Here is a 15,475-nt window from a genome sequence, read left to right on the forward strand (position 1 = left end):
ACGCAAGTATCCGGGTTCTGCGCCTGTTCCGGTGGAGCCAGCCTTGCCCCACCTATGGCATGGACCTGTTCGCTCGCTCAGTTTTACAAAGACTGTATTCTCTGAAATCCGAGGTCATGGCGGGTCTGTCACACAGCGCGTTCCCCTTCGTATCCGGGTGTCTTTTTATTCAATTTTCAATCTGCATGAGGCTTGTCTGAACCTCGGGCCATTGTGACCCGAAGTGTTTTGCCTCTCATAAGCCATTTCATTTTCCGGCCTAAATCGGTACGCCTTACAAAGAATTTTTCAAAATTTTTTCTAAGCGCCGCAGACCTCGCTCGATTGCGACACGAACCACTTTTTCATGGACGCCCTCTGCCCGGGCAATGTCCTGTTTGGTCATGCCGAGAATGAAATGAGCATAAATCCGTTTTGCCTGTTTGTCCGGCAAACTGGAAATCGCTGCGTGAAGCTCCTGCATGGTCACTTTCCGCTCATACAGTTCATGGGGCGATAAGGCGACAAAGACAGCTTCGTGCTCCAGCCCGTCGTCCCGATCAAGGGAATAGTAGGCTTTGTGGCGGTATGTACGCAGCCGATAAGCAGCCTCTTTACGCTCAAACTCTTTGAACATTTCTGCAACTTCTTCCGATACTTCCATGAAGCAATCCGATGTATAAAATGGGTAATAGTCCCGCAAATTGATAATAGCCATATTGACCTCCGTTTCGGTTGTTGGTTGACGAGTGACCGAAACGAAGGCGGCGGGGAGCGGCACCGGGGAATGACTTCGGGCCAACATGACCCGAAGCTAACGCATAAGAACGCAAAAGCGCCCGGGCGGCATGAAGCCACACGGACGCATGAAATGACATAATAATTAAGGTTCCAACAAATTTCGCATACATAGCCGGAATAACCCGGAGGCGGAGCTATGCTTTTTTTAACTGATGTAGGTCATGGGTGCTATGAAAAAAGGCAAAAATAGACACGGCGGCAATCCTCCTATATGCCGCCGTGGATTTACACGGTGTTAGGTCGTCGTTGGTTTAGGATAGACGAAAAGAAACGGCGGCTCTGATTTTCTCAAAACCGCCGTATCAGTCGATGATACAGAAAAGCGCACGAAATCCTCTGCCCGTCAGCGGTTTTTTTCTTTTCCCCGCTGTGGAGGCAGATGTTTGAATATGTAGGTATGTTTCATGCCGCAAAGGCCAAAACATACCGTGTTAGTCAGTCAATTTGAATTAGAGTTCAATTCTTGCTTTCGATGGCTTATCTTCACAATAGGTAACTTTAATCGTTGTTCCCTTGTCAGGGACTTTGTTTCCTGCGCCAATCCATTTTCGGCAGATGTAATCTTTTCCGTCTATCGTATATTTGACCTTGATAGTATGCGGAAAGGCTGCGCCATCCATAGCATGAGCGCGGACAGGTTTACGATTTACTTTTAACCACCATTGTTTTGTAACTGAAATTACAGTTCCCATTGTTTCTTTTTCCATAAGTTATACCTCCGATGATATTTTCGATTGATGATACCTATTTTCTGTTCAACCTTTTCTTTGTTTGTTGTAAATGCGGAACGCTGCTGCGCCGGTGGCCGCCAACTGTACCAGAATCAGCACCGCGAACAGGCCGAAGCTCTCATAGTAGAACAGTTCATCCCAAAACAGGAGAACATCACAGAGAGTAGTCAAGGCAACCGACCAGCGGATGTGCCGGGCCAGCCATTGCCGGAACACCAGCACAAGGGCAATGGGCGGGACGATCAGCAGCGCCAGATTCAAAATCAATGTCGGGGTCAGTTCCATTGCGTCGCCTCCTACTTTTTTAAGATAGCGCCATGTGCTTTTTGAACAAGTAATCTACGATTTGTAAAATGCTCATACTCAAAACTCCTTTCAAGGCTTCCTGTTGCTAATAAAAAAGCAGAGCCAATCATAAAAAGAGTGTTCTCCTTTTATGTTATCGGCTCTGCGGCTGTGCGTCTGGCGCTTTGATAACGGTTACATGGAATTGTTCAATGTCGATTAGACATTCACTTTTACATTTTGGACAAAAGAGAGGAAAATTTTTAAGTACGGTATCTTCCCGAATTTTGTCGCGTGTTTTATTCCCGCAGACTGGGCAGCGGATGAACTCTGTTTTCTCCATATTGTTCACTCCGAATTGCGATCATTCTTTTTCTTATCCCGATATTTCCGTATGAGTTTATTACGGATAGGAACGCCAACACCAAGCAAAAGCACAACTGCCAAAATTGTGAAATCCATACAATCACCTCACATTTCTTTGTTCTTCATAATCCGAATGGACAAGAAGATCGAAACCGCATACATCACGACAATAACAAAAACCGCAAAGAAAACGAGAAGTATCGGAAAAGATTCAACGACTGAAATAATTGATTTCCCGATAGCTGGCATTTTAGAGAGAAGAAGTAAAGTCACCAAAAAACCGGCCACTGGAATATACATAAATACCCGTCCTTTGATTGAGCCGTACTTGTAATATCCCGGAATCTGGAACACAGTATAGAGTGCAAATAAGAATACTCCTGCAATAGCGGCAGTTACAATGTCAAATACGCCAACTGTTTCACCCAGCACTTTCAAGACAAGCGGCTGTGCAATCAAAGAAATAATCAGGGAAAGAAGCCCCATTGTAAGGACGAAAACATAGCGTCCGATCACAAGCTCACTTTTACGAACCGGTAAAATACCAAACAGCCGATCCATACTGTTTTTTTCTGTGATGGAAAAGGTATATCCCGTCGTCATGGCAATAAAGCACATAGCAAATGATACCCCTGTCAGTAAAGAACGATTGATTGCGGCAAACACAATCGGCAGAAGCAGGGTAAAGCAAATCGTCTTAAAATATGGTTTTACCAATGCAATATCTAATTTTGTGGATTTCAAAATATTACTCATAATCGTCACCTTTCTTGCTTGTAAACACTACAATTTCATCAATAGTGGCAGGCTCAACAGTCAGGTTGGAGAAATCGTTAATATCTTCGGTTTTCATCAGAGCCTCAAATCCCGTAGGGAATGTACGAATACCAGCCGCCTTATTTTTCAGATCATCGGACAGTTCCTCAATTCCACCTTTTACAATGCGGAACATATCTACAAAATCATCTTTGCTGCCAGTAAAGAACAACTCGCCATAACTGATGTAGGTAATATAATCGGCTGCACGCTCCAAATCGCCTGTGATATGGGTGGAGAACAAAACACTATGTTCGCCATCTTCAATATACTCTGAAAGAATTTTCAAAAGTTCATCTCTGGAAACCGGATCAAGTCCACTGGTCGGCTCGTCAAGGATCAGCAGTTTGGCGTCGTATGAAAACGCACAGGCAAGCATTAACTTCATCTGCATACCTTTGGAAAGTTCTTTTACCTTTTTGGTTGGTGCAATGTGAAATTTCCGTAACATATCCGCAAATTTCTGGCTGTCCCAATTTGGATAAAATACCGAAATGGATTTTTCAACCTGCGACACTTTCCAATCATCACTGAAATAATTTGTATCGAAAACAACGCCCAGCTCTGATTTTACTTTTTGTTCTTCTGCGATATTATCCAGCCCCATCACTTTGACTGTGCCGCCGGTGCGCTTGAGCATATTCAAAATCAGTTTGATTGTCGTTGTTTTGCCAGAACCATTCGGGCCGATCAAGCCCATAATATACCCCTTTGGCAAAGTAAAGCTGATATTGTGAAGTTGAAAAGAATCAAAAGATTTTGAAAGATTCGTTACCTCTAAATAATTAGTCATCTGTTTTTACCTCCGTTAAAATGTCCAAAAGGCGATGTAATTCCTCTGTGGATAGATTTGCCATTCTTGCAGCTTTTATTGCTTCGGTGAGATTGTTTTCTACTTTGCAAATAAGCTGCTCCTTAATCAGTTCTGAACCAGACCCCATTACGAAACATCCGCGCCCCTGCACATTTTTAACAAAGCCCTCTTGCTCTAATTCTGTGTATGCCTTTGTCACTGTTAAGACGCTGATCTTTAGGTCTTTGGCAAGTGTTCTAAGGGAGGGCAAAGTTTCTTCGGCTTGAAGCTCGCCAGATAAAATAGCCGCCTTGATCTGCTGTTTAATCTGCTCGTATATGGGGACGCCAGATACATTTGAAATAATCAGTTTCATTTCTGCATCCTCCGTGTGTTTTAACTGTTATGCTATTGTGTATAACAGTATAACACAGAGAAAAAATAATGTCAATGAATGAATGGATGTTTGTGTTTTCAAGGTTCAAGAAAACATAGCGGAAATGAAATACCACCTTACATCATATTTCATTACATTTTCATAATCCAACCCGAAATGTACAATGATATAGGGTGATATGAGAATGAACCAAGATGAAAGAAGGTTTGACTTTCACGGCCTCGGGGCGGCTCTCAAAAGAGCCAGAGAAGAAAAGGGCTGGACACAAGCCTATGTTGCGGAATTAGTAGACCGTGACTCCCGTACCATTATGAATATTGAGAACAAAGGTCAGTATCCCAGTTTCGACCTTTTTGTTAAACTCATTACCATGTTTGACGTTTCAGTTGACCAATTTATTCATGCGGACGGAGGGGCAAGGTCAAGCTCTTGCAGAAAGCACATTGATGTACTTCTAAACTCCATGAATGAAAAAGAGCTTGTCGTGATAGAAGCCACAGCCGAGGGCATTAAGAAAGCCAGAGAAACGGAGGTTCCAGAATAAGGGCCTCTGTTTTTTTGCGCCATTTTAGGGGCTGCCGCTAAGTGGCAAGCAATGCCTCTGTGGCCACAAGTGGCACAAAGGCGGCTTGTTGGGGCTCGCCCCAAACCCGTATCTTCGGGCCAACATGGCCCGAAGTGTCAGCGTCGCTTTGCTCCTTGTTTTCATAACCTTAACGCTCCTTTTCCTGCTTTCTTCCCGGTTCGGTGTAGCCCATCAGAGTGTCAATGTTCGCTTTGATCGTGACGATCTCCTGCATATCCCGTCGTGCCTTTTGATATTCTCCATAGAGCTGTTTTTTCTTTGCTGTGAGCTTACGGCCTTCTTCCTTCAGCACATCCATTTTGGGGAGCTTCGCCCCGCCCAGCAGAGAGCGCATTTCCGCTTGTGCAGCCCGGTACAGTTCAAGGTCGGCCTCATGCTCCGCAAGGAATTTCCGGCTGTACTTCGTCGCCTTATACTGCTCAAAGACTGGACGGGTTTTGGCATACTGAACCGTTGCGGCCTTTAGCCCGGCATTGGTTTTCATGGCCTGTTCCGTCTGCTTGATCTGCTCGGAAATGGTATGAAAACGGTCTGCTGCCTCGGTGGCTTTCTGTGCCAACTGCTCATAATCGGTCAGGCCATTGTCCTGTATATAAGCAAGAGCGGCGGCCATCTGCTTAATGTTAAATACCTTCGCCCAGCGTTCATATCCCGGCCCCTTACCGGCAGCCAGCTTTGCTTGAATATCCACCGCCAGACTGATTTTCCGCTCCGAGCGCCCGGGGCGTTTTTCTTTGCCCTCAATGGCGGACAGAACATCTTGCAAGTCGTGGCCGTCCCCCAGCGTGGAGGCACGCAGACGGGTGAAGCGTTCCTGTCCCTGCCCGGTCAGCCGGAAGCTGATACCGCCGCCCCGAACCGTCTTGACCTCATACCCGGCCCGCTTCATCAAATTGAGAAATTCGTCCAAATCAGCGGGGCGTTCCGCCAACGCAGTATCAATGGCAAGGCGCAGCCTGTCCTGATAGGAAAGCGGCCCTTTCCGGTCTTTCTGCCACTCTCCATAGTTCCGATACTTGCCCTTGCTCCGGGGCTTCGGGTTCTCCACGATGGATAGCCCGTTTTCAAGGCACAGCCTGTCAGAGAGCCGCCGAAGGGCGAAGCTGGAGCCCCAAAAATTTCGGAATTTCCGGGTGCAGTCAAGGGTGGTGGAGTTGTAATAAATGTGACAATGGATGTGCTGCTTATCGGTGTGCGTGGTAACGATAAAAGCGTGCCGCCCCTTTGTCCAGCGCATAGCCAGCTCATAGCCGATACGGTTCGCCTCCTTCGGGGTGATCTCGCCCGGATAGAAGGATTGTCGTATCTGATAGCACAGCACATTATTTTCTTTCTTCTGTTCCCGGCCCGTCATAGCGGCATAGCTGGCCTTTGCCAAAAGGAACTCGTCCGCCACGGTGGCCGGATCACATTCATAAGCGGAGATATACTTTCCGCTTTCTGTTTTCTCCGGGTCCTTGCCATAGTCCAGACAATCCCGGATAGCCTCAGCAATCGTTTCGCCTTCGCCCGCATGGCGCTGTAACAAAGTTGTGGTAGCCAAAAATCATTCCTCCTTTCCATGAGAAAGGGGCGGCCCATTCAGACCGCCCCGACTTCAGGCCAACATGGCCCGAGGCTGCTTAACTTGCCAGAAACCGATACAGAGCGGATTTACCTCCGTCCAGCGCCCAAAGAAGGGAGCCCGCCGCTGCTTGCAATCCATACGGCGAAAGAAGGAAAGCAAGAAACAGAAATATAATCCCGCCTATGGGCGTCGGCGTGCCCTTAGTGTCTAAGGGATTTATTCAGCGTTTCCGCTTTCGGCTCGTTTTTTCAGATATTCCCGTACCGGCTCACTCGTCAATGCAAGCCTAAGAAGTGCTGCGGCTTCCTCGTCGCTCATGTTCTTTGCTTCCGGCACAATGCTTTCAAAGACTGCGCCCCGAACGATAAGGCGGTGGCTGCGCGTTCTGCGTTCCTCTTTGGATAACTTCTGACGCAACATCTTTTCCCGGTTCTCAAACTGCCGGATTTTCTTCTTTCCGTCCTCAATCTCGACTTGCAGTTCCTCGCGGGTTTTCTCTTTTGGTTTTGTCATGGTTGGTTGCTCCTTTCTGCTCATAGGCATAGAAAAAGGACAGTCGATTTTCTCGGCTGCCCTTGTGAGTGGGTTATTTTATTTATGTTGTGTGCTGTTGAAAAAACACTTTATCCGATGTTCAATACATCATGGATTACCCAGGGTTGAACTGTAACCATAACCATATATATATAAATTACAAACAAAAGCACTTCGACCGTACCATTAACATTCTCGGATTGAAGTTTTTTTCTAAAATTATTCGGCAAAGCTTTTGATAACAGATAATAAATCCAATATCCCAAACAGGCTCCAGCCGTATTTATAATAAGGTCATTTATATCCGATGAACCCCAGCCAAACATCTGAACAATTTCAACAGATAAAGAGAATAGAAAGCCAGTTAATGCAACTGTCTTTATGTGATGATACTTTTTATACAGAAATGGCAGGAAAACTCCTAAAGGTACAAACAAAATTAAATTAAGTATAGTATCTATTGGTCCGGTTATCATACCGAGAAACGGAATCAGAGAAATCTTTGGACTAAATGATATTGTGCTTGTATAACCAATACCTGCTACGGTTAAAATTCCAAATAGATAATAGCAAAACACAAATACAGCAGCAATATGAAGAAGGCTTTGCTCTCTTCCCGATTTTCTAAGATATAAAAAATACAATATGAGAATTGGAACTATAAACACATACCCGCTAATTGAACGGATAAGAATGTCAGAAATTGGTAACATTTTTTCACTCCTTTACTTGCTATCAAAAATTGTTTTCAAGTATATTATACATAATCGTGAGCCAAAATTAAAGTCGCATATTATTAAGTTTTTCTTCAATTTGTCTGAATACCTGTGCTTGTATCTACATCATTTTAGCCTGTCGGCGGCGTTGTTCTCTCTGGCGTACCGCCGCGCTGCTTCCCGGCGTTCCTCGCTGTATGGGGCGGTCAGCCGGAAAGAGAAACGCCCCTTTGCAATATCAAACTCCATGCAACCTGTTTCGGGGTCTGCGTCAGTCTTGCAGCACTCGTCGGCTTATCATCCGATATGTAGCCGGAGCCTTGACGGTGAGAAAAACGGTGCCGTTTGAAGAACCGGCGCAAGTCGTCATACGCCTGCCGGTAATTGGCTCCGGGGTAATGCTCTTTTAATTGATGGGTGTCCAGATCAAAATTTAAGGCTTTGAAATATTTTCTCTCCAAAACTCAAGCCCTCATTGCTGTTTTTTCCTGATAGTGGGTCAACAGATCTTCTTCATTGAAATCATCTGGACTGTCAGAATCGTCACTGTCACAAAGACGCCACACAGAAACATTATCCATGAACCATGTCTGCCGCTTCAAGGTATTGACGATCCGGCCGAACAGACTAAAATCCCTCGCTCTGCCGCAGTCACGGAATACCAAAGCGCCGGAACCATCCTCCATACGGGGAAGGCCCACGGTTTGGAATGTATGATTGATTGTGTTGTAAATGCCATCCAGCCGGTACTTATTTTCGGCTGTGATTTTATCATCATTCATGCGAATAACCATTTTCAGCATGGTATCAGCCTCCCTTCTTGAATTATTATATCATTATAGAGCTGGTTCTACAATCTTGAAAATCTGAATTTTTTATGACGGGCTTCGGGTCATGCTGGTCCGAAGTGGTAAAAAAAGAGCAGGGCGGCAAGCCCCGCAACGGAAGCCTGCCGCCCTCGTCTTACTTTGCCACCAGCTCGGAGAGCTCCCGCAGCACCTTTGACACCTCGCCCCACAGCTTTTCATAGTCCCGCTTCAATCCGTCGATTTCCTCCGGGTACACGCCATAGGTATGTGCGTGTATGGCAACCTGATTGAGATTGTTAGAACAGCGCCGTTGCAGAGAGATCAGCTCTTTTACGGGCGCAAGGTCGATGTGCAGGATATACCCATTCAGAGCCATTTTCCGTACATAAGCCCCGGCGTTGGAAATGCCCGCCTCAGCCATCCGTTCATGGATGGCTGCCAGCTCGTCCGGCGTTACCATGACGTGCAGATGGACATTCCGCTTGCGGTTCTCCATCAGCGTTCCAGCTCCCGGCCTTTCCGGCGCTCTTTGGGTTCCTTTACCTTATCCAGCGGTTTTGCGTCCAGCTCCGGGGGCGTGGGCGGGATGGGCGTGTTGTTGGGTACGCCGTCGATCATGTTGCAGTTCTGCTCTGTGGAGAGCTCGGCGGTTTTCAGATAGTTGTCTTTTTCGTGCATGGCGATCCTCCTTTATCGTTCCTCATGGTTTTTATGGCTCCGCTTCTGGCCGGGCTCCTTCGGGGGTTCCTGCCCTCTGGTTTCATCTTTGAGCCGGGCAGTAATGGATGGGCGCACCCGGTCAGGATTGCCCGGTGCTGGTTTCAGCTCATAATCCTCCATCTGCTTTTCGGTCAGCGGCTTTGCGTAGGTCAGTTCGCCCCATGCCATCAGCCTGCCGTCTGCCACAGGACGCCGCCTGTCATCATCGTAGTTGACGATGGAAAGAGGCTGGTTATCCGGCGGCTTCGGGTAAGTTCCTATGTCCACGGGCCGCTGGGTGGAATAATAGCGGTAAACGCCCTCCGGTCCCAGCTCGGTATGCTTGACCGCCGCATGGTAAAACTGCTGATAGTCGTCCACCCGGCGGTCAAAGTCCCTCTGCGCCCATGCCTGACTGGTTCCATAGCGACCCCAGTAGTAATCCCGATGGCCGTTTTCCCCCTCGGTAAACTGCCAGGTCACAAAGGGGCTCGGCGCTCCCGGATTATGCCCCAGCGCAAAGCCGTGTCCGGTTTCAAAGGTGGCAGCTTTCAAAATCACATATCCTTGTACTGTCTCCAAGAGATACCTCCTTTCTGTGCCTCGGGCTAACATGACCCGAAGTGCTGGATGTTACGAAATAAGAGGGCAGACCGGGGAGAAATGTAATAAGATATTCCCACCCCGGAAACACCCTCAAAAAAGCCCGGAATGTCAAGCCTTTGGAGGTGGCAAATCGTAACAGCCGCCCGGCCTTTTCTCCCGCATTTTCCTCATGCGTTCCCGGCTTTTTCGGCGGTTCCCTTCGGCCTTGCAGGCGTCGGAACAGTAGGCTTGACGCCCCTCGGGCAAAAACGCCTTTCCGCAGACCGCACAGGCTCGCAGCTCCGGGGAGATGCCTTCCGTTGTCAACGACGCTTGAAGCTCCGGGTTAAGAGGCAGGACAGCCTCACGGAAATAACGGCAGTACGCCCCTGTCCAGCACTTGTGCAGCATATAGCAGGCACAGTCAAGAGGAAGGCACAGGCCGCTTTCTCGGTCATAGTTGGCGCACATCCCCGTGACCAGAGAACGGATTTTTTTCTTCTCGTCACGGGTCAGCTCCCGGGCGTCCATTTAAGACTTCGGGCCACGATGGCCCGAAGGGCGGGGCTCCACGATCAGCGCCCGGAACTTCTTCCGGCACTGTTTTTTCTTTCCTTTGCACTCCTTGTAATAACGGCATCCCTTACAAGGGTCGTCATTGTCCCAGCCGGGGTGCGGTACTTCCTTCATCATTCGTTCAAAAGGGCTGCTTGTAAAATTCATTCTCATTCCTCCGTATCTTCCTCCCATGGCGGGGTATCTTCGTCCTCGGGTTCCTCTGCGATCTCCTCCAGCTCCCCGTCCTCATATTCGCAGTAATCATCTTCCAAATCCGGGGCCTCATGCTTCGGCTTGTAAATCTTGAAATAGTAACCAATCCCACCGCCGGCCAGCACCACCGCACCGATCAGGAGCAGAGAGAGAAGGGGGCTGTCCTTTTTCTCCGGCTCGGGTTCCGGTACTTCCTCCACCGGTTCGGTGGGCTTTGGCTCTGGCTCAGGGGCCACTTCTTTGGGCGGTTCCTTACCCTGTTCAGCAAGAGGCAGAAGGTCGTCTGTGGTAACGGTATTGAGGAAATAGACGTTCTCGCTGGTTTTCTGTTTGTCGATCACCAGATAAAACACGCTCTCGTCTGCTGTGGTGATGGTGTAGAACTCCTCGTATTATAAAGTAGTAGTTATTAGAGTCCCTCTCCAAGGACAAAATGCTACAATAGACAAGGTGCTGTGGATTGGTTTAAACCTCCTACCGCAAGACGGTTTCGGAAAGGCTCCAACCACGGCTCTTTGTTTTTAGTGTTAATCAGTTAGATACCGCCAGACGGTTTATATAGAACGAGGTTACATAGCAAAGAGGTGTGGCTCTAAGCAGCACTGTAAAATAAAACGCCGGAGGTAAAAAGAAATGATTTTTGTTGGTATCGATGTTGCAAAGGACAAGCACGATTGCTTTATCCTCAACTCGGAAGGAACGGTCTTGGCAGATGTATTTACCATTGCCAATAACCGCATCGGTTTTGAGACGCTTCTTTCAAGAATCCAAAGCTGTTCCCAAGGTGAAAGCAAAATAAAAGTAGGGCTTGAAGCCACAGGACATTACAGCTACAATCTGCTGGGGTTTCTTTTAGACAGCGGCCTGGCAACCTATGTCATTAACCCTCTGCACACGAACCTCTACCGGAAAAGTCTCAGCCTGCGAAGAACCAAAACAGATCGGATAGACGCGCGTACCATTGCAATGATGCTCATGTCTGATGTGGACCTCAAGTCCTACTCAAATACAGCATACCACAATGAAGAGCTAAAGTCACTAACCAGATACAGATTTGATAAGGTAAAAGAGCGCGCCAAGCTGAAAAGCTCCGTTGCGCGGTTAGTGAATATTCTGTTTCCGGAGCTTGAAAAGCTGGTCTCAAGTCTGCACATCGCTGTTGTATACGCACTGCTAAGCAACTATCCGGGTGCAAGCTATATCGCAAACGCTAATACTGAAGAACTCGCTGAGACTCTTTGCACCGCCTCTAAAGGTCGTTATACCAAGTCTAAAACCGCGGAAATCCAAGTAGCCGCAGGGGTCTCCATTGGCTCGAAAATGCCTGCTAAGTCTATGGAGTTGAAACACACGATTGCTCTCATCCGCGAGCTGGACAAAGAAATTTCTGAGGTAGAATCCGCAATTGACAAGATTACATCTCAGATGGATTCTCCCATCTTTACAATCCCCGGTATTGGCCGACATATGGGTGCAATGATTCTTGCTGAAGTTGGAGATTTTTCCAACTTTGCAAGCGCAGACAAGCTGCTGGCTTATGCTGGACTCTCTCCATCTACATATCAGTCAGGGCAACTGCAAAACTGTTATGCTCACATGGAAAAGCGTGGCTCCAGATATTTGCGATATGCTCTTTTCAATGCCGCCAAATATGTCTGCCTTTGGTGTCCTACATTCTCGGCCTATCTTGAAAAGAAGCGTTCTGAGGGAAAGCATTACAATGTTGCCATCTCTCATGCTGCTAAAAAGCTGGTAAGGCTTATTTTTGCTATGCAGCGTTCTGGGAAAGCCTTCTTAGCTGATTATTAAGCGTGCGATTTTATACGGAGCGAGTATCCGACAACGGATGCTCTTGTTTGCTATACCAATTTTCACCACCTTAAAATTTCTCTCGAAAATTTTGTTTTGGGGCTTGACTTTTAATAGTTAGTCTTTCCGGCCCGGTCAGCCAGCACCTCATAGATCCCGGCCATAATGTAATCGGCACAAGGGAGGGCAATCGCATTTCCCAGCGCCTTGTAGCGTTGCAGAGGCCGGATCTCCATGCCGTCCGCCCCGTACTTTGTCCAGCCCTCCGGCAGCCCCATCAGCCGTTCACTTTCTGTTTCCGTCAGAAAACGGATACAGCCGCCCTCCGGGTCGCCCTCATACCAGAAGGCAAAGGGCGTTACATCACTGGCTAAAAGAGTGGGAAAAGGGTCAGTTGGTAATCCGAAGCTGTTTCGGAAGGCCGTTTCTTCCTGCCTTTTTGCCGCTCCCCGCATACGGAAGCACTGAAAGGGGTGGATGACTGGTATCTGCCGCCCTGTTTCAAAAGAAGCTGTTCGATCTCCTTCGGCGGCGGCCCGCCCGCCCTCTCCGCAAGGCGGAGGAAGTGGGAGCATTGGACGGGGCTTAAATAGTATGTCTGCGGCACGTCTGCCTCCAAAATCCGCCACGACGAAAATCCGCTGCCTTCGTGCCAGCCTTCGGGAGCCTGCCCAATACTGGGCGTCCATGAGCCGCCAGCACACATCAGGCGTTCCCCCTCGCACCATTCCGGCGTTTCCCCATTTTCCCGAAGGAGGCATTGGAACTTCGGTGTCCGAGAAGGCGGATAGGACGGCTCTAAAGTCCATCCGGTCATTTGTAGAAAACGCTCCCATGACGTTTTCCCAAACAGCGATAGCTGGATATAGGTTATCAGTAGCATCCCTCATTTCCTGTATGATACGAAACGCCTGATAGAACAGGCTTGATTTTGCCCCGGCAAGGCCGGAGCGGTTGCCGATCAGAGAAAGGTTCTGACAGGGAGAGCCGAAGGTTATCACATGGACCGGCGGGATTTTCCCGCCGTCCACCTTCGTAATATCTCCCAAATGCGCCATATCGGGAAAGTGCCTTTTGGTTATGGAGATGGGCGCTTTTTCAATCTCGCTGGCCCATACCGGACGGATACCGCACCGGGAAGCAGCCAGAGGGAACACGCCGATCCCGTCAAAAAGGCTCCCCAGCTTAATGTCCGGCATGGCCCGGGGTGCCGTGTCCCTTCACGGCAAGCACCCCTTCCAGCGTGGTCGCCGCAATGCCCAGCCGCCCGGCAACCGCAATATCGTTTTTCACATCCTCGTCCACAACGCTGCCGCAGACGATCAGAGTATGGGAACGCCGCAGCATATCCCGGCGCATATCAATCCCGGCTTTGTGTTCCTCGGGAACGCTGTCATTCAAAAACAGCGGCAGGTACAAGAGCGGGCAGATCGGGGAAAAGCCCGCCTCATAAGCAAGGCGGCAGTAGTGGGCCGCCAGTTCCATATCAACATCCGGCTCGCCGCTCCATGCGGCGGTCAGGTATGCTAAAGGTCGTTTCATTGGTTGAGCCTCCATTTCTGTTTTGGTTTAGGGAAAAGCAAGAGTTCGCCCAACCCCTCCGCCCCTTCCCCCGGGAAGGGGAACGGCTCTGGAGAATTTATATCCCCGTCGCTTGACCGGGAAAAAGCATAACCGGGAGAAATCCGTCAAGGGTGCCTCTGGCACCGCCTGCGGCGGCGCTGCCCTTGACTGATTTTCCCGGCTATGCTACGGAATAACTGGCGACGGGGAATAATTTATATCTCCAGAGCTTCGGGGCGCGGGGCAGAGCCCCGCAATCCTCGGGCCATGCTGACCCGAAGTTTGGGCTTACTTTTCCTGTTCGGTTTTCTTCTCCGGCTTTTCATGTTCCTTCTGCTGACCCTTCCAGTCGTCCAGCAGCTTGATGATCTGGTCCTTCATTTCCCTCGGCGTAGTTTCCTTGCCGAAATACTTGCTCAGTTCCGCACCTGTCAAAATCACTTTGTCTACCTCCTTTTTGTCCTCCATCATAATGCCGTCGATTACATCCCCGTTGAGCAGTTTCTTTTCGTCCAGCTCCCGCATACGCTTTGCCTGTGCCTGTGAAGGCGAGGACTGCTGGCTGTCAATGGCGACGGCGATATAGTTCTGGTTCTTCTTGCCGATATAGGAAAGCTCCACCGCCGTAGTAAAGCCCAGCTTTTTTTCATCCATCAGCTTCATTAGGTCGGGAACCAGCTCATTGAGACGGATATACCGCTGCACCTGCTTGACCGCCATCTTATTGCGCTCGGCCACAATCTCGTTGGAGCGTTTGCCTGCGTCCTTCGGGTCAATCTGGCCCGAAGTGCGGGAGCCCTGGTGCTTGATAGCCTCAAGCTGCATTTTCAAGGCTTTGGCCCGCTCACTGGGGAGGATTTCTTCACGCTGGTTCAGATTATCCTCGACCATCTGGGTGATGGCTTCATCGTCTGTCAGGTTTCGGACGATACAGGGCATATCCGCATACCCGGCAAGCTCGCTGGCTTTCTGGCGGCGGTGGCCGGACACGATCTCATAGCCGCCATCCTCACGGGGACGGACGATAGCGGGCTGGGTCACGCCCTTGTCCTTGACGCTGGACACCATAGCCCGCATTTCTTCATCGTCCCGGACTTCAAAGGGATGGTTTTTGAAGGCGTGGAGCTCGTTCAGCTTGATATAGACGATCTGCTCCTTGCCCCGGCGTGGTGCATCCTGCGGCTTTTCGGATTCCTTCGGAGCGGGAGCGGCCTGTACCGTTGGAGCCGTTTTTTTCTCCGGTTCCTTTTTGACCACCTTTTCCGGTTTCTGTGCAGGAGCTTTGGGCTTCGGGGTTGCGGCCTTGTCCTTATCTGCTTTCGGGGGACGGCCCCGGCGCTTCGGCTGTTCCGGCTCTTTGGGTTTTTCCTCCGCTTTCTTCGGAGCCTCCGGCTGCTTTTCCGGTTTCTCCACTTTTGCCGGGTCAGGCTTTTCCACGCTGGGAGCTGCCGCCCGTTCCTCGACCTTTTTTTCCTTCATAATTTCAGCGAAGTTATAGACGGAAACCTGCGGGTTCTTTACCTCCGGTTCCGTCTTTTTTTCCGGCTCCGGAGAAACGGAAACCTTCTCCGGCTCTTTTGGGGGAGCGGGAGGCGTTTCCTTGCCCGGCCCGCTATCCGTTACCGGCTGTTCCGGCGTTTTTGTGGTTTTATCATCTGCCATAAGCAT

23 protein-coding genes and 1 pseudogene are annotated in these 15,475 nt (G+C 49.3%); 2 read left to right on the plus strand and 22 right to left on the minus strand.

Translation table 11 applies throughout. The features are described from left to right. Positions 1-274: 274 nt before the first annotated feature. The 7 genes from DWZ40_RS14390 to DWZ40_RS14420 form a co-directional block, all read right to left on the minus strand. Positions 275-697: a sigma factor-like helix-turn-helix DNA-binding protein gene (locus tag DWZ40_RS14390; RefSeq protein ID WP_015564337.1), complete on the minus strand. Its 423-nt coding sequence runs from the start codon at positions 695-697 to the stop codon at positions 275-277. Between the two features lie 532 nt (positions 698-1,229). Next, a complete protein-coding gene (locus DWZ40_RS14395; RefSeq protein ID WP_008689645.1) occupies positions 1,230-1,487 on the minus strand; it encodes a hypothetical protein in 258 nt (85 codons plus the stop codon). A gap of 48 nt (positions 1,488-1,535) precedes the next feature. After that, on the minus strand, positions 1,536-1,796 hold the full coding sequence (locus tag DWZ40_RS14400) for a hypothetical protein (RefSeq protein ID WP_109258367.1): 261 nt from the start codon (positions 1,794-1,796) through the stop codon (positions 1,536-1,538). 154 nt (positions 1,797-1,950) lie between these two features. Further along, positions 1,951-2,139, minus strand: a complete 189-nt coding sequence (locus DWZ40_RS14405) for a cysteine-rich KTR domain-containing protein (RefSeq protein WP_109258366.1) — start codon at positions 2,137-2,139, stop codon at positions 1,951-1,953. A gap of 128 nt (positions 2,140-2,267) precedes the next feature. Then, entirely contained in the window at positions 2,268-2,918 is a 651-nt protein-coding gene (locus tag DWZ40_RS14410) for an ABC-2 transporter permease (RefSeq protein ID WP_109258365.1), read from the minus strand. Further along, entirely contained in the window at positions 2,911-3,771 is an 861-nt protein-coding gene (locus DWZ40_RS14415) for an ABC transporter ATP-binding protein (protein ID WP_109258364.1), read from the minus strand. The genes DWZ40_RS14410 and DWZ40_RS14415 overlap by 8 nt, the downstream gene beginning before the upstream one ends. Beyond that, positions 3,764-4,147, minus strand: a complete 384-nt coding sequence (locus DWZ40_RS14420) for a GntR family transcriptional regulator (RefSeq protein ID WP_002578893.1) — start codon at positions 4,145-4,147, stop codon at positions 3,764-3,766. The genes DWZ40_RS14415 and DWZ40_RS14420 overlap by 8 nt, the downstream gene beginning before the upstream one ends. A 199-nt stretch (positions 4,148-4,346) precedes the next feature. On the opposite strand from DWZ40_RS14420, the gene DWZ40_RS14425 reads away from it, so the two are divergent. Then, positions 4,347-4,712 (plus strand): helix-turn-helix transcriptional regulator, encoded by a 366-nt coding sequence (locus tag DWZ40_RS14425; protein WP_004064252.1) that lies wholly within the window; start codon positions 4,347-4,349, stop codon positions 4,710-4,712. Between the two features lie 169 nt (positions 4,713-4,881). On the opposite strand, the gene DWZ40_RS14430 is transcribed toward DWZ40_RS14425, so the two are convergent. From DWZ40_RS14430 to DWZ40_RS14480, 12 genes and pseudogenes are all read right to left on the minus strand, one after another. Further along, a complete protein-coding gene (locus DWZ40_RS14430; RefSeq protein WP_118543668.1) occupies positions 4,882-6,297 on the minus strand; it encodes a relaxase/mobilization nuclease domain-containing protein in 1,416 nt (471 codons plus the stop codon). A 79-nt stretch (positions 6,298-6,376) separates the two neighbouring features. Further along, on the minus strand, positions 6,377-6,541 hold the full coding sequence (locus DWZ40_RS20480; protein ID WP_347560101.1) for a CD1845 family protein: 165 nt from the start codon (positions 6,539-6,541) through the stop codon (positions 6,377-6,379). After that, positions 6,538-6,834: a DUF3847 domain-containing protein gene (locus DWZ40_RS14435; RefSeq protein WP_109258935.1), complete on the minus strand. Its 297-nt coding sequence runs from the start codon at positions 6,832-6,834 to the stop codon at positions 6,538-6,540. The genes DWZ40_RS20480 and DWZ40_RS14435 overlap by 4 nt, the downstream gene beginning before the upstream one ends. Before the next feature lie 110 nt (positions 6,835-6,944). Continuing rightward, the gene (locus DWZ40_RS14440; RefSeq protein WP_118293572.1) at positions 6,945-7,568 is read right to left on the minus strand and encodes a VanZ family protein; all 624 of its coding nucleotides are present in this window, start codon (positions 7,566-7,568) and stop codon (positions 6,945-6,947) included. Positions 7,569-7,777: 209 nt separating this feature from the next. After that, complete coding sequence (locus DWZ40_RS14445; protein ID WP_109258359.1) at positions 7,778-8,032, minus strand: hypothetical protein; 255 nt, start codon at positions 8,030-8,032, stop codon at positions 7,778-7,780. A gap of 3 nt (positions 8,033-8,035) precedes the next feature. Beyond that, positions 8,036-8,374, minus strand: a complete 339-nt coding sequence (locus DWZ40_RS14450; RefSeq protein ID WP_016306492.1) for a hypothetical protein — start codon at positions 8,372-8,374, stop codon at positions 8,036-8,038. A gap of 160 nt (positions 8,375-8,534) precedes the next feature. Next, positions 8,535-8,876, minus strand: coding sequence for a plasmid mobilization relaxosome protein MobC (gene mobC, locus DWZ40_RS14455; protein ID WP_012741672.1), 342 nt, complete (start codon positions 8,874-8,876; stop codon positions 8,535-8,537). Then, a complete protein-coding gene (locus DWZ40_RS14460) occupies positions 8,876-9,058 on the minus strand; it encodes a DUF4316 domain-containing protein (RefSeq protein ID WP_003500078.1) in 183 nt (60 codons plus the stop codon). The genes mobC and DWZ40_RS14460 overlap by 1 nt, the downstream gene beginning before the upstream one ends. 12 nt (positions 9,059-9,070) lie before the next feature. After that, positions 9,071-9,661, minus strand: coding sequence for a hypothetical protein (locus tag DWZ40_RS14465; protein ID WP_199574569.1), 591 nt, complete (start codon positions 9,659-9,661; stop codon positions 9,071-9,073). 132 nt (positions 9,662-9,793) lie between these two features. Continuing rightward, positions 9,794-10,195 carry a cysteine-rich VLP protein gene (locus DWZ40_RS14470; protein WP_012741674.1) on the minus strand — a complete coding sequence of 134 codons (402 nt, stop codon included), beginning with the start codon at positions 10,193-10,195 and terminating at the stop codon, positions 9,794-9,796. Continuing rightward, positions 10,196-10,393, minus strand: a complete 198-nt coding sequence (locus DWZ40_RS14475) for a hypothetical protein (RefSeq protein ID WP_005927616.1) — start codon at positions 10,391-10,393, stop codon at positions 10,196-10,198. Beyond that, positions 10,390-10,824, minus strand: a pseudogene (locus DWZ40_RS14480) (DUF4366 domain-containing protein); the annotation flags it as partial. The pseudogene DWZ40_RS14480 and the gene DWZ40_RS14475, both read right to left, overlap by 4 nt. Before the next feature lie 244 nt (positions 10,825-11,068). Here DWZ40_RS14480 and DWZ40_RS14485 point away from each other — a divergent pair. Continuing rightward, positions 11,069-12,244, plus strand: a complete 1,176-nt coding sequence (locus DWZ40_RS14485) for an IS110 family transposase (RefSeq protein WP_117515912.1) — start codon at positions 11,069-11,071, stop codon at positions 12,242-12,244. Between the two features lie 110 nt (positions 12,245-12,354). Here DWZ40_RS14485 and DWZ40_RS14490 read toward each other — a convergent pair whose 3' ends face one another. The 3 genes from DWZ40_RS14490 to DWZ40_RS14500 all read right to left on the minus strand — a co-directional run bounded on the left by DWZ40_RS14490 (position 12,355) and on the right by DWZ40_RS14500 (position 15,475). Next, positions 12,355-13,443 (minus strand): DNA cytosine methyltransferase, encoded by a 1,089-nt coding sequence (locus DWZ40_RS14490; RefSeq protein ID WP_118543669.1) that lies wholly within the window; start codon positions 13,441-13,443, stop codon positions 12,355-12,357. Further along, positions 13,430-13,786 (minus strand): hypothetical protein, encoded by a 357-nt coding sequence (locus tag DWZ40_RS14495; RefSeq protein ID WP_009901612.1) that lies wholly within the window; start codon positions 13,784-13,786, stop codon positions 13,430-13,432. Before DWZ40_RS14495 ends, DWZ40_RS14490 begins: the two co-directional genes overlap by 14 nt. Before the next feature lie 309 nt (positions 13,787-14,095). Beyond that, a complete protein-coding gene (locus DWZ40_RS14500; protein WP_118004755.1) occupies positions 14,096-15,475 on the minus strand; it encodes a ParB/RepB/Spo0J family partition protein in 1,380 nt (459 codons plus the stop codon).

It is taken from the genome of Clostridium sp. AF32-12BH (genome assembly GCF_003477935.1).
In the GTDB taxonomy this organism is placed as follows: domain Bacteria; phylum Bacillota; class Clostridia; order Lachnospirales; family Lachnospiraceae; genus Brotaphodocola.